The 12721-nt window shown below is 69.4% G+C and carries 12 protein-coding genes; 6 read left to right on the forward strand and 6 right to left on the reverse strand.

All coding sequences use genetic code 11. The annotated features are described in order from the left end of the window. Window positions 1–47 precede the first annotated feature (47 nt). Window positions 48–302, reverse strand: a complete 255-nt coding sequence (locus tag FNH21_RS15920) for a DUF6458 family protein (RefSeq protein ID WP_055765834.1) — start codon at window positions 300–302, stop codon at window positions 48–50. Window positions 303–646: 344 nt separating this feature from the next. Here FNH21_RS15920 and FNH21_RS15925 point away from each other — a divergent pair, with 344 nt between their 5' ends. Both FNH21_RS15925 and FNH21_RS15930 read left to right on the forward strand, forming a co-directional pair. Then, complete coding sequence (locus tag FNH21_RS15925) at window positions 647–916, forward strand: GlsB/YeaQ/YmgE family stress response membrane protein (protein ID WP_055765832.1); 270 nt, start codon at window positions 647–649, stop codon at window positions 914–916. A 185-nt stretch (window positions 917–1101) separates the two neighbouring features. After that, the gene (locus FNH21_RS15930; RefSeq protein ID WP_152817034.1) at window positions 1102–1887 is read left to right on the forward strand and encodes a hypothetical protein; all 786 of its coding nucleotides are present in this window, start codon (window positions 1102–1104) and stop codon (window positions 1885–1887) included. 22 nt (window positions 1888–1909) lie between these two features. Here FNH21_RS15930 and FNH21_RS15935 read toward each other — a convergent pair whose 3' ends face one another. Continuing rightward, entirely contained in the window at window positions 1910–3157 is a 1248-nt protein-coding gene (locus FNH21_RS15935; RefSeq protein ID WP_152817035.1) for a DUF445 domain-containing protein, read from the reverse strand. A 129-nt stretch (window positions 3158–3286) separates the two neighbouring features. Here FNH21_RS15935 and FNH21_RS15940 point away from each other — a divergent pair, with 129 nt between their 5' ends. After that, the gene (locus FNH21_RS15940) at window positions 3287–4153 is read left to right on the forward strand and encodes a glycerophosphodiester phosphodiesterase family protein (protein WP_191932073.1); all 867 of its coding nucleotides are present in this window, start codon (window positions 3287–3289) and stop codon (window positions 4151–4153) included. Window positions 4154–4174: 21 nt separating this feature from the next. Further along, window positions 4175–6022: a glycoside hydrolase family 15 protein gene (locus tag FNH21_RS15945; RefSeq protein WP_277819770.1), complete on the forward strand. Its 1848-nt coding sequence runs from the start codon at window positions 4175–4177 to the stop codon at window positions 6020–6022. Window positions 6023–6284: 262 nt separating this feature from the next. On the opposite strand, the gene FNH21_RS15950 is transcribed toward FNH21_RS15945, so the two are convergent. Next, window positions 6285–7475: a zinc-dependent alcohol dehydrogenase gene (locus tag FNH21_RS15950; RefSeq protein ID WP_152817037.1), complete on the reverse strand. Its 1191-nt coding sequence runs from the start codon at window positions 7473–7475 to the stop codon at window positions 6285–6287. Window positions 7476–7573: 98 nt separating this feature from the next. Between FNH21_RS15950 and FNH21_RS15955 the strand changes: the two genes are divergently transcribed. Next, complete coding sequence (locus tag FNH21_RS15955) at window positions 7574–8440, forward strand: AzlC family ABC transporter permease (protein WP_191932074.1); 867 nt, start codon at window positions 7574–7576, stop codon at window positions 8438–8440. Then, window positions 8437–8748, forward strand: coding sequence for an AzlD domain-containing protein (locus tag FNH21_RS15960; protein WP_152817038.1), 312 nt, complete (start codon window positions 8437–8439; stop codon window positions 8746–8748). Before FNH21_RS15955 ends, FNH21_RS15960 begins: the two co-directional genes overlap by 4 nt. Window positions 8749–8898: 150 nt before the next feature. Here FNH21_RS15960 and FNH21_RS15965 read toward each other — a convergent pair whose 3' ends face one another. From FNH21_RS15965 to pta, 3 genes are all read right to left on the reverse strand, one after another. Further along, complete coding sequence (locus tag FNH21_RS15965) at window positions 8899–9237, reverse strand: YnfA family protein (RefSeq protein WP_152817039.1); 339 nt, start codon at window positions 9235–9237, stop codon at window positions 8899–8901. Between the two features lie 208 nt (window positions 9238–9445). Next, window positions 9446–10561 carry an acetate/propionate family kinase gene (locus FNH21_RS15970; protein ID WP_152817040.1) on the reverse strand — a complete coding sequence of 372 codons (1116 nt, stop codon included), beginning with the start codon at window positions 10559–10561 and terminating at the stop codon, window positions 9446–9448. A 34-nt stretch (window positions 10562–10595) separates the two neighbouring features. Beyond that, complete coding sequence (pta, locus tag FNH21_RS15975; RefSeq protein ID WP_152817041.1) at window positions 10596–12674, reverse strand: phosphate acetyltransferase; 2079 nt, start codon at window positions 12672–12674, stop codon at window positions 10596–10598. Window positions 12675–12721 lie beyond the last annotated feature (47 nt).

Here is a 12721-nt window from a genome sequence, read left to right on the forward strand (position 1 = left end):
ACGATGCCCCGGCCTTCCCCTACTCCTCGTGAGTGTGTGCTCCCGGATCAGAGGCCGGTGTCGCGGGACTCCCTGCGCGTGATGGTCTCGCCCGTGTTCGGATCCACGACCGAGCGGGACTCGGAGACACGCGCCTGACGGCGAGGGGCCGCCAGGACGAGGGAGGCGATGAGGCCGATCACGCCGACCGCCATCAGGATGTAGCCGACGAGTGCCAGGTCGACGAAGCTGACCTGGACCTGCACGGCGAAAGCAAGAATTGCACCGAGTGCAATAAGAAAGATTGACGAACCGATTCGCATGACAAAAACTCCTCCGGTGTGACGTATTGGCAGATTCGAGAGAATTCCCCAGCGGTTTCACTGACTCTGCCGCTTACTCCCGGGGCGGCCCGCTTGCGCTCAGCATACGGGTGGATCGCCGGAAAACCGGGGTGCCTGATGGCACCACGCCGCGTCGGCCTGCCCCGTATCGATTCGGAGAATGTTGCCCGCGACCTCTTGCTAAGCAGGATTAGCGTGGTGCTACGATTGCACCCTAAGCATGCTGATGAAGTACAGTTGCAGCCAGTTGCACTTCGATGCACCGTAGTACTCGACAGCATCCTGTCCCCGGACAGGATGCCTCATCACTCAAGGAGCACCACATGAGTTTCATCGCATTCCTTATCCTCGGCCTTCTCGCCGGCGCCCTCGCCAAGCTGATCATGCCCGGCAAGCAGGGCGGCGGCATCATCGTCACCATGATCCTGGGCGTCGTCGGCGCCTTCCTCGGCGGGTTCATCGGCGGCAGCATCCTCGGCATCAACATGGGCAGCACGTTCTCCCTGCCGTCGATCCTCTTCGCCGTCCTCGGCGCCCTGATCGTGCTCTTCATCTACGGCCTCATCACCGGTCGCAAGGGCTCGCGCGTCTGATCTGCACCATCGGCTGAACCGTGGGGGAACAGCTGTCGAAGGGCGTCACCGGACCGGTGGCGCCCTTCGCTGTTACAGGCGGACATCCGGATCCGCTCCTGCACCGCAGACAGAACCCCGGGCGGGCAGGGCGATGCCGCACCTACACTCGAATCAGGGGCATACGAACCATCGGAGGGACCACCATGTTTGGCCGCACCAAGGAGAACCCGGCAGTCAAGGCCGCCAACGGAACGCTGTTCGACAAGGACGGCAACCCGAAGCCGGCCATCCTTCGCGCCGTGGAGCGCGCCCTCGACGTCCAGCGCCCGTTCGTCCTGTCCAATCTCGAGCGGCTGAGGAGGCGTCACCCCGAGGCGTCGCCTGCGGAGCTCGCCCGGCTGCTCGAGCGTGACTACCTGCGCGCGACGACGGTGGCGGGAGCGGCCGTCGGCGCCACCGCAGCGGTGCCGGCCGTCGGGACGCTGGCCTCCCTCGGACTCTCCGCCGCGGCGACCGTCGGGTTCCTCGAGGCGACGGCGCTCTTCGCGGAGTCCATCGCGGAACTGCACGGCGTCAGCACCGAGGACCCCGAGCGTTCACGCGCCATGGTCATGGCGATCCTCATGGGGGAGGAGGGCACGGCGCTGATCCGCTCCATCCTGGGTGCTTCGGCGGGCCAGGGCGCTCCCCAGTACTGGGGCCAGCTCGTCAACAAGGCCGCCCCTGCCTCGATGGTCAGGACCGTGACGCGCTCGATCCAGCGGCGCTTCCTGAAGAAGTTCCTGGCGAAGCAGGGTGGCTTCATGCTCGGCCGCGCCCTGCCTTTCGGTGCAGGCGCCGTGATCGGCGGAACAGGCAACCACCTCATGGGCAAGGGGGTCATCAGGACCACGCGTGAGGCGTTCGGGCCCCTGCCCCAGACCATCCCCGGAGAACTCGCCGACGTGCTCGAGCTGTCCCGGCGGGATGCCGGGAACAAGCAGGCTTGACGGGCGGGCCGAAGACGCGCGCCTAACCGAAGATCGCGTGGGCCACGGTGAAGATCAGCAGTCCCGCCAGCGAACCGACCACCGTGCCGTTGATGCGGATGAACTGCAGGTCCTTGCCGACCTGCAGTTCGATCTTGCGGGAGGTCTCCTCGGCGTCCCAGCGGCCCACCGTCTCCGAGATGACCCCCGCGATCTCACTGCGGTAGGTACGGACCGCGTAGGAGGCCGCGTCGGCGATCCAGCGGTTCACCTTGGCCGCGAGGTCGGCGTCGTTCGTCAGGCGTGAGCCGAAGTCCTGCACGGCCGCCTTGAACTTCGTGGTCAGTTCGCTCTCGGGGTCGTTGACGGCATCGAGCAGGGCGTTCTTGATGGTGGACCACGTGCGCGCCGTCAGGTCGCGGACGCGTGGATCGTCGAGGAGCTGGCCCTTGATCTCCTCCGCCTTCGCGATGGTCTCGGGTTTGTGCTGCAGGTCCTGGGCCAGATCACGGAGGTACGTGTCGATGGAGATGCGGACGTCGTGCTGTGGATCCTCCTGCACTGCGCGGATGAACTTCGAGAGTTCCGCGTGGACGCGGTCGCCGACCACCCCGTCGACGAGGCGTGGGACCCAGGTGGGGGACCGCTGCGCGACAACCCTCGTGACCACCGAATAGTTGGCGTCCACCCAGTCCGCAGCGCGCTCCACCAGCAGGTCCACGAGCTGGTGGTGGTGGCCCTCGGCGAAGATCCTCTCCGCGATGCTGCCCACGGGTGGTCCCCACGGCGGATCGAGCAGATGCTTCCGGACCATGGACTCGATGACACCCTGGACGGCGTCGTCGTTCAGTACCGTGAACAGGCCGCGGATCAGCGCGGCGCCCTCCACAGCCACACGGTCGGCACTCTCCGGCTTCTCCAGCCACACGCCCGCCTTCTGGGCGATGCGGGCGGAGTCGAGCTTGGCGCGCACGACGTCCTCGGAGAGGAAGTTCTCCTCCACGAACTGGCCCAGCGATTCGCCGATCTGGTCCTTCTTCCGGGGGATGATCGCCGTGTGCGGGATCTTCAGGCCCATCGGGTGCTTGAACAGCGCCGTCACCGCGAACCAGTCGGCCAGGGCGCCGACCATGCCGCCCTCGGCCGCCGCGCGGACGTACTGCAGCCAGGGGTAGGAGTCCTGGAGTGCGAAAGCCACCACGAAGATGACGGCCATGACGGCCAGCAGTCCGGTCGCCACGGTCTTCATGCGGCGGAGGGCGGCCGCCCGCTCCGCGTCCGAGGAGGTCATCAGGTCATTCACCCTCCCGAGTCTATCGACGCGGTCCGGCTCTCCGCGGTGGGAGGCGGCGACGGGCAACCGGCGAAGCGGTCACGTACGGTGGGAGCCGGACCCCCGACCCCACCGAGAGGTTGCCCCGTGACTCCTGTCATCTTCGCCCACCGTGGCAGCAGCGGCACCTATGCAGAGCACACCCGGGCGGCGTATCTGCAGGCCCTGGCGGACGGGGCCGACGGCGTCGAGTGCGACGTGCACCTGACCCGCGACGGTCAGCTCGTGTGCTTCCACGACACCACACTGGAGCGGACCACGAACGGCACCGGCGACGTCGCGGACCACACGCTGGCAGAGCTGAGGGCGCTGGACGCCTCGTCCTGGAAGGGCGTGGACCTCCCGGAGGGTTACGGCGAGGTGGGCGACCAGGTGCTCAGCCTGGCCGACCTGCTGCAGCTCCTGCGCGCAGCGGGGCGCCCCCTGAAGCTGGCCATCGAACTGAAGCACCCGAGTCCGTCCGGTCTGCGGCTGGAGGAGTCACTCATCGCGTTCCTCATGGACGAGGGGTGGGACCCGGAATCGTCCACCCTGGGCCTCCTCGAGGTGAGCTTCATGAGCTTCAACCCGGATTCCATGCATCAGCTCGCCGAGACCGCGCCGCACCACCTGCTGTGCCAGCTGGTCGCCGATGTGGAGCCGCAGGAGGTGCGGGACGCCCTGCGGTTCGGTTCGATCGCCGAGGGCGCGCTCATCAACGTGATGCGGAGGGCGCTGAAGGAGGGCGAGGAGCTGATCGACCGGCAGGAGGTCGGCATGGCGGGCCCGGGCGTCCAGTATGTCCGGGACCACCCCGAGCGGGTCCGTCGGTGGATCGACGAGGGCACGAGGGTCCGGGTATGGACCGTCAACACCGAGGAGGACGCCTTGTACCTCGCCGGCCTCGGCGTGCAGGAGCTGACCACCGACGTGCCGGCGCGGATACGGCTGGCCCTCGACACCAGGACGCACTAGCTCTTCGGCCCCGCGGTGGGCCTGTGGTTGAGTGGGAAGATGCAATCACCGATCAAGGACTACGCGCTCGTCTCCGACCTGCACACCGGTGCCCTGATCTCCCGGGACGGCAGCGTGGACTGGCTCTGCATGCCGCGCTTCGACTCCGAGTCGGTGTTCGCCGCCATGCTCGGTACGCCGGATCACGGGCGCTGGCTCCTCGCGCCGGACTCGCCCACCGCCACCGTCGTCAGCCGCACCTACATCCATTCGACGTTCGTCCTGCAGACCCACTGGAAGACCGACGAGGGTGAGGTGCTGGTGACCGAGTTCATGCCGGTCACGGACCGGCGGGCCAACGTGGTGCGGCGCATCCAGGGGCTCGTCGGCACCGTCTCCATGCGGCAGGAGGTGCAGATCCGCTTCGGCTACGGGGAGATCCTCCCATGGGTCAGCCAGGGCACCGAGGACGGCGTCCCGGTCCTGCTGGCCATCGCCGGTCCCGATGCGCTCCTGCTCCGCGGACCGCGCCTGAGGGCCGCCGACCACCGCCATGAGGGGACGTTCCCGGTGATCGCGGGTGCCGTCGTCGACCTCGAACTCGTCTGGTACCCGTCCCACCGGGAGACGCCGCCGGCGCTGGACATCGATGACGCACTGGACACCACCATCACCTACTGGCGCGCCTGGGCCGCCAGCTGCGTCGACGACGGACGCTACACCGACGCCGTGCGGCGCTCGCTGCTGGTGCTGCGGGCGCTCACGCACGAGGACACCGGCGGGATCGTCGCCGCTCCCACCACCTCGCTGCCGGAGCACTTCGGCGGCGCGCGCAACTGGGACTACCGCTTCTGCTGGCTGCGTGACGCGGCGCTGACGCTCGAGGCCATGATGACGCACGGCTTCGCGGACGAGGCCCACGAGTGGCGCAACTGGCTGCTGCGGGCGGTCGCGGGTGATCCCGAGGACCTGCAGATCATGTACGGGCTCGCCGGCGAGCGCAGGCTGCCGGAACGCGAGCTCGGGCACCTGCCCGGCTACGCGGGATCGACGCCCGTGCGGGTGGGCAACGGCGCCGTGGGCCAGTACCAGGCCGACGTCGTCGGGGAGGTGATGGTGGCCCTCGAGAAGCTGCGCGGCCACGGCGTCACCGAGGACAGCTTCTCGTGGCCCCTCCAGCGCGCGCTGCTCACCTTCGCGGAGAACCACCTGGACGATCGCGATCACGGGATCTGGGAGATGCGCGGAGATCTGCAGTACTTCACGCACTCGCGGGTCATGATGTGGGCGGCCTTCGACTGCGCCGTGCGCGCGGTCCGGGACCACGGGCTCAGCGGGCCACTCGATCACTGGATCGGCCTGCGGGACGGGCTGCGCGCCGAGATCCTCGAGCGCGGGTTCGACCACGGGCTGAACTCCTTCACGCAGGTCTACGACGGCGGTGAGGTGGACGCCTCCCTCCTGCAGCTTCCGCAGGTGGGGTTCCTCGACTACGACGATCCGATGATGCTGGGCACGGTCCAGCGGATCGAGCAGCACCTCCTGGATCCCCACGGGCTCCTGCTGCGGTACCGCACAGGCGAGTCCGACGACGGTCTCGAGCCCGGGGAGCACCCGTTCCTCGCCTGCTCGTTCTGGCTCGTCGAGCAGTACGCGCACAGCGGCCGGCTCGACGACGCCGCGCGCCTCATGGACCAGCTGGTGGGCTATTCCAACGAGCTGGGCCTGCTGTCGGAGGAGTACGACGCCGAGAACGGCCGCATGGCGGGCAACTACCCGCAGGCCTTCTCCCATCTTGCCCTCGTGCGTGCGGCCGACGCGCTGCAGATGGCTCGGGGCGAGACGAATCCGCACGAATCTCTAGCGCGGGAAGAGCCGGAGACCGACTGATCTCCGGCTCTCGCCGCGACTGGTGATCCGGGACTCTCGCGCCGTCCTGCATAGCGCCGGATCCATGCGCGACGGCGCGAGTTCGATGCCGCCACGGCCCCACGGGATACGGCCCGGTACGGCCTGGGCCCCACGCGACCTCGGCCTGACGTGCGCCGGCTCGGTGCGGCGGGGCCCCTCGCGATCCCGGCCCGACGTCCGTCGGCCCGGATCGGTCACCCGGCCCGGACCGGCGCCGTCGTGCTGGTCCGACGCCGTGCCGTCAGACCGTGACGCCCTGGGGCTTGAGCACCACCTTGATGGTGCCGTCCGTCTTCTTCTGGAAGTTCTTATAGGCGGCCGGCGCCTCGTCGATCGAGACCTCGTGCGTCATGAGGTCGGTGACGCCGAGCGGATCCGATGCTTCCTCCACGATCGGCAGGAGCTGGTCCGTCCAGCGCCGCACGTTGCACTGGCCCATGCGGAACTGGACCTGCTTGTCGAACATGGTCAGCAGCGGCATGGGGGTCGCGGACCCGCCGTAGACGCCACTGAGGGACAGCGTGCCGCCCCGGCGGACGGCGTCGATCGCCGAGTGCAGGACCGAGACGCGATCGCTGCCACCGGTCTCCATGACCTTCTGCGCCAGCCTGTCCGGCAGGATCCCCACGGCATTCTGCGCGAACGCACCGACCGGCGAGCCGTGTGCCTCCATGCCGACGGCGTCAACGATCGCGTCGGGGCCGCGGCCGTTCGTCATGCTGCGGAGCTCCTCGGCGGTGTCCTTCGTGAAGTCGATGGTCTCGATGCCGTGGCGCTTGGCCATCTCGCGTCGCTCGGCGATGGGCTCGACAGCGATGACGCGGTGTCCGAGATACTTGCCGATGCGGGCGGCGAACTGGCCGACGGGGCCCAGGCCGTACACGGTGAGCACTCCGTCCTTCGGGACGTCCGCATACTGCACGCCCTGCCAGGCAGTGGGGAGGATGTCCGAGAGGTAGAGGTAGCGCTCGTCCGGCAGGTCGTGCCCGACTTTCACCGGTCCGTAGTCGGCGAACGGCACCCGCAGGAACTCCGCCTGTCCTCCGGGGACGGAGCCGTACAGCTCGGAGAATCCAAAAAGGGCAGCGCCGGATCCCTGCTCGTGCACCTGGGTGGTCTCGCACTGGGACTGCAGGCCTCGGGTGCACATGAAGCAGTAGCCACAGGAGATGTTGAAGGGGATGACGACGCGGTCGCCGACCTTCAGGTTGGTCACGCCCGCGCCGACCTCCTCGACGATCCCCATGGGCTCGTGCCCCAGGATGTCTCCCTTGTGCATGTACGGGCCGAGGACCTCGTAGAGGTGCAGATCGGAGCCGCAGATCGCTGTCGAGGTGATCCGGACGATCGCGTCGGTCGGTTCCTGGATCGTGGGATCGGGCACGTTCTCCACGCTGATGTTGCGCTTGCCCTGCCATGTCACGGCTTTCATGTCGCACTCCTCCGGGTAGTAAGTATGCTTCGTTTCCCACTCTTCACCATGTGAACCCGAATGGGAAGCCGGGGCGGCGGCTCGCCTAGCCTTATCAGGTGCAGCTCCTCCAGTCACCGGCGGTCAGGATCGCCCTCTCCGTGGCCATCGCCACCGGCCTCTACGGCTTGTCCTTCGGTGCCCTGTCCGTCGCCGCGGGACTCGACCTCCTGCAGACCATGGCCCTGAGCCTGCTGCTGTTCAGCGGCGGATCGCAGTTCGCATTCATCGGCGTCGTCGCGGGCGGTGGCAGCGGGCTCTCGGCTATGTCCGCAGCCGCCCTGCTCGGCATCAGGAACGGCGTGTACGGGATGCAGGTCAATGTCCTGCTCAGGCCTCCCCGCTGGCGGAAGCTGCCGATGGCGCACCTCACGATCGACGAATCCGTGGCGACAGCGACGGGCCAGACGGATCCGCAGGAGCAGCGCCGCGGGTTCTGGGCCGCGGGGATCGGCGTCTTCGTCCTGTGGAACCTCTTCACGCTCGTCGGGGCCCTCGCCGGCAACGCCCTCGGCGATCCGGCCACGTGGGGACTCGACGGAGCCGCCGTCGCCGCGTTCCTCGGCCTGCTCTGGCCGCGGATCCGCGCGCGGGAGCCCGCGGCGATCGCCGTCGTCTGCGCCGTGGTCACCCTGATCGCGGTGCCGCTCGTGCCGCCCGGTGTCCCGATCCTCATCGCCGCGGTGGTCGCCGCAGTGCTGGGGCTCTCGGGGTTGGGGCCGGCGACGGAAGGCCTCGAGCCCGACGTCGACCCGTACCCCGATGGCGCTGCCGGGGAGCCCGACGGCGCGCGGTCCGGCGTAGCTCGGCAGTCCGAAGGCGCCGGGCGGTCCGAAGGCGCCGGGGGGTTTGGCGTCGCTCTGCAGTCCGGGGTCCCACGGCAGCCCGGGGTCCCACGGCAGTCCGGCGGACGGGAGGACGCATGAGCCTCTGGGGCTGGATCCTGCTCGCGTGCGCCATCTCGATCGCCACGAAGTTCCTCGGGTTCCTGGTCCCGGCCACGCTGCTCGACAATCCGCGGATGCTCCGGGTGGCCGGTTCGCTGACCATCGGGCTGCTCGCGGCGCTGACGGCCGTGAACACCTTCGCATCCGGCCAGGAGCTCGCCGTCGACGCGCGGGTCGTCGCGCTGCTGGTGGCCGCCGTCGCCCTGTGGCTGCGGGCGCCGTTCCTGGTGGTCGTGGCTCTCGGGGCGGTGGCGGCCGGTGTGGCGAGGCTGCTCGGCGCCGCGTAGGTCATCTACCGGGGGTGCACGCCCTGTCTGGGGCGTTCTGCCCACGGACCGCGCCCGGTCAGTGGGAACAGGCGCCTGTGCCCACTGATCCGGCTTGGTCAGTGGGAGCGTCTGCACCTGCGTCGGCGCAGGAGGACCTGCCCTGCCGCGTCAGCTCGGCGAGCGTGGCACGACCATGATCAGCGCGACGCCGACCAGGCAGACCGCCGATCCGAGGATGTCCCAGCGGTCGGGGCGGAAGCCGTCGATGAGCATGCCCCACGCCAGCGAACCCGCCACGAAGACACCGCCGTACGCCGCGAGGATGCGCCCGAAGTTCGGGTCGGGCTGCAGGGTCGCGACGAAGCCGTAGGCGCCGAGCGCCATGATGCCGAGCCCGGCCCACCACCACGGCCTGCCCTCCCGCACCGCCTGCCAGATGAGCCACGCCCCGCCGATCTCGGCGCCCGCGGCGAGGACGAACAGGAGGGCCATGCGGATGATCGTCATGGCCTCAGTCTGCCGGAGCCCTGCCGTCGGCGGCGTGCCCCGGTGCTCGGACGCGGCCACGGAGGCGAGGCCGCGTCGGAGGGGTGGGCGCTGTGGTCACGACCCGGCGACGGACCCGGTCAGGGAGCGGCGCCGCGTCGGAGGGGTGGGTGCAGTGGTCAGGACCCGGTCAGGGAGCGGCGCCGCGTCGGAGGGGTGGGTGCCGTGGTCAGGACCCGGCGACGACGGCGGCGGTGGCCTCCGCGATCGCCGCCTCCTCGTCCGTGGGCACCACGAGGACGGGGAACGCGGACGACGGCGTGCTGATCACGCGCGCATGCTTGCTGCGCTCGGCATTGAGGCTCTCGTCGAGCTCGAGGCCGAGGGCCCCGAGCTTGGAGACGACGGCGGCGCGGAAGTCGGCCGCGTTCTCCCCGATGCCCGCGGTGAACACGAGGGCCTCGGCACCGCCGACGGCGACGTGGTAGCCGCCCACGTACTTCGCCAGCCGGTAGGACGCCACCTCGACCGCGAGCTTCGCCCGCTCGTCGCCTGAGTCCGCGGATTCCGAGACGGAGCGCATGTCGTTCGTACCGGTGAGGCCCTTGAGCCCGCTGTTCCGGTTGAGCAGCGTGTCGAGGTCCTTCTCGCTGTACCCCTCACGCAGAAGGAACAGCAGGATGGACGGGTCGATGTCCCCGGACCGCGTCCCCATCACGAGCCCTTCGAGGGGCGTGAAGCCCATGGATGTGTCGATGCTTTCGCCGTCACGCACGGCCGCGACCGAGGCGCCGTTGCCGAGATGCGCGATGACCCCCGTGAACGCGTCCGTCCCGAGGAGCTCGGCCGCACCACGCGCCACGTAGGCGTGCGAAGTGCCGTGGAAACCGTAGCGGCGGATGCCGTGCTTTCGGTACAGCTCGTCCGGCACGGCGTACCGCCAGGCGCGCTCGGGCAGTGTGCGGTGGAAGGCGGTGTCGAACACGGCCACCTGCGGCAGGTCAGGCCACTTCTCGGTGATGGCCCGGATACCCGTGACGGCCGCGGGATTGTGCAGGGGAGCGAGCGGGTTGAGGCGCTCGATCGCGCGGGTGATCTCGTTGTCGATCAGCACGGGTTCGCTGAACCGTTCGCCGCCGTGCACCACGCGGTGCCCGACGGCGTCGATCGTGCGCTCGCCGAGTGCCTCCGCCACCTCGCGGTCCACGCGGTCGAGGGCGGCGGCGTGGTCGGGGACCTCCGCCTCGCCGATGCGCTCGACGAGGCCTTCCGCCAGGACGTCGTCGCCCTCGCGCACCTGGTACTTGAGCGAGGAGGAGCCGGAGTTGATGACGAGGATGATCATGGGGTCCTGTCCTGGAGCGGGTCGATGGGAACGGCTAGGAGGTGGGCTGCTGAGCCTGGACGGCGGTGATGGCCACCGTATTGACGATGTCCTCCACGGTGCAGCCGCGGGAGAGGTCGTTGACCGGCTTCCGGAGGCCCTGGAGGACGGGTCCGACGGCGACCGCGCCGGCCGACTGCTGGACGGCCTTGTAGGTGTTGTTGCCGGTGTTGAGGTCGGGGAAGATGAACACCGTCGCCTGGCCAGCAACGGACGATCCGGGCAGCTTGGAGGCCGCGACCGAGGCGTCGACGGCCGCGTCGTACTGGATGGGGCCCTCCACGGCGAGGTCCGGGCGGAGCTTCCGCACCAGCTCGGTAGCGCGCCGGACCTCGTCCACCGCGCCGCCGGACCCGGACTCCCCGGTGGAGTAGGACAGCATGGCGACCCGCGGCTGCACGCCGAACTGCTCGGCGGTCTCCGCCGAGGCCACGGCGATGTCCGCGAGCTGCTCGTCGTTCGGGTCCGGGTTCACGGCGCAGTCGCCGTAGACGAGCACGCGGTCCTGGAGCAGCATGAGGAACACCGAGGACACGATCTTCACGCCGTCCTTCGTCTTCACGAACTCCAGCGCGGGGCGGATGGTGTTCGCCGTCGTATGGGCCGCGCCGGACACCATGCCGTCGACCTTCCCGAGCTGCACCATCATGGTCCCGAAGTATGCTCCTTCGAGCATTCTTTCGCGGGCCTGGTCGAGTGAGACGTTCTTGTGGGCGCGGAGGCGGGCGTACTCGGCGGCGAACTCCTCCAGGAGGTCCGAGGAGGCGGGGTCGATCAGCGTGATGCCCGTGAGGTCGATACCCTGCCCGGACGCGAGCTCGCGGATGCGAGCATCCGGCCCGAGGACCGTCAGATCGCAGACGTCCCGGCGGCGCAGGATCTCGGCCGCCTTCAGCACGCGGACGTCCTCGCCCTCGGGCAGCACGATGTGCTTCCGCTCGGCCCGCGCACGCTGGATCAGCTCGTGCAGGAAGCGCAGCGGGGTCATGCTCACGGGCCGTGGCAGTTCGAGGCGCTCGAGCAGCTCGTTCTCGTCGACCTGCCGTGACCAGGCGCCGAGTGCAGCGGCGGCCTTCCGCCGCAGTCCGCTCGCGATCTCCCCGCGCACCTTGCTGACGCGCCGCGCCGCGGTGTAGGTGTCGTCGTCGAGCGCGAAGACCGGGAACGGCGCCTGCGCGAGGAGGGCGAGGATGTTGGGATCCGGGGCGAGGCCGCCGGTGAGGAACATGCCCGAGGGTACCGGGAACTCGGGCGAGAACGACGACGCCAGGGTCGCCACGAGCACGTCAGCGCGGTCGCCGGGCACGATCACCAGCGCGCCGTCCGTGAGCAGGTGCAGGAAATTGCCGACGTTCATGGCGGCGACGCGCACGCTCGTGACGTCACGCTCCAGGTTCGAGTTGCCGGCGATCTGGCGCGCGCCGAGCTCGACGGAGACCTCGGACACCGTGGGCTGGGAGATCTCGGTCAGTTCAGGGATGACGTAGACGGGCCGTCCGGAACGCCCGGGCCGCACCTGCTCGCTGATGGCGGTCACGGCGTCGTCCGCCGCCCGGTTGACCATCATGGCCAGGAGGGACACCTTCGCGGCGTCGAGTTCGCGGCGGGCGACGTCGACGGTGTCCGCCGCCTCCTCCACGGACATGTCCTTCGCGCTCACGACGGCGAGCACCATGGCGCCGAGGTTGTTGGCGAGGCGGGCGTTGAGGTCGAACTCGACGGCGGCGTCGTTGCCGGAGAGATCGGTGCCCTCGACGATGACGACGTCACACTCCGCGGCGATCTCGCTGTAGATGGCGACGCACCGCGCGTCGATCTCGGCGCGATCACCCGTGACCAGGAGTGCACGTGCCTCGGCGCGGGTCAGGCCGCCCCGGGCGCGGCTCTCGGGGAGGTCGAAGGCGCGCTGCATGAGGCGCACCATCGGATCCGCCGAGGGGTCACTGCCCTCGACGATGGGCCGGAAAAAGCCCACGCGGTCGGCGTGCCGGTGCAGCATGTCCGCCAGGCCCAGGGAGATCAGGGACTTGCCGGAGCCGTTGGTCATGGCGCTCACATATATTCCGCGGGTCATGGGGCCAGTCTCGCAGGCTCCCCGGACGCGTGCCATAACGGGTATCA

Source organism: Arthrobacter bussei (genome assembly GCF_009377195.2).
Classification (GTDB): domain Bacteria; phylum Actinomycetota; class Actinomycetes; order Actinomycetales; family Micrococcaceae; genus Arthrobacter_D; species Arthrobacter_D bussei.

Coding starts and splice junctions, on each gene's coding strand:
- FNH21_RS15970 (WP_152817040.1), bottom strand. CDS start 10,561: ATGATCATCCTCGTCATCAACTCCGGCTCCTCCTCGCTCAAGTACCAG.
- pta (WP_152817041.1), bottom strand. CDS start 12,674: ATGACCCGCGGAATATATGTGAGCGCCATGACCAACGGCTCCGGCAAG.
- FNH21_RS15935 (WP_152817035.1), bottom strand. CDS start 3,157: ATGACCTCCTCGGACGCGGAGCGGGCGGCCGCCCTCCGCCGCATGAAG.
- FNH21_RS15925 (WP_055765832.1), top strand. CDS start 647: ATGAGTTTCATCGCATTCCTTATCCTCGGCCTTCTCGCCGGCGCCCTC.
- FNH21_RS15920 (WP_055765834.1), bottom strand. CDS start 302: ATGCGAATCGGTTCGTCAATCTTTCTTATTGCACTCGGTGCAATTCTT.
- FNH21_RS15960 (WP_152817038.1), top strand. CDS start 8,437: ATGAGCCTCTGGGGCTGGATCCTGCTCGCGTGCGCCATCTCGATCGCC.
- FNH21_RS15950 (WP_152817037.1), bottom strand. CDS start 7,475: ATGAAAGCCGTGACATGGCAGGGCAAGCGCAACATCAGCGTGGAGAAC.
- FNH21_RS15965 (WP_152817039.1), bottom strand. CDS start 9,237: ATGACGATCATCCGCATGGCCCTCCTGTTCGTCCTCGCCGCGGGCGCC.
- FNH21_RS15930 (WP_152817034.1), top strand. CDS start 1,102: ATGTTTGGCCGCACCAAGGAGAACCCGGCAGTCAAGGCCGCCAACGGA.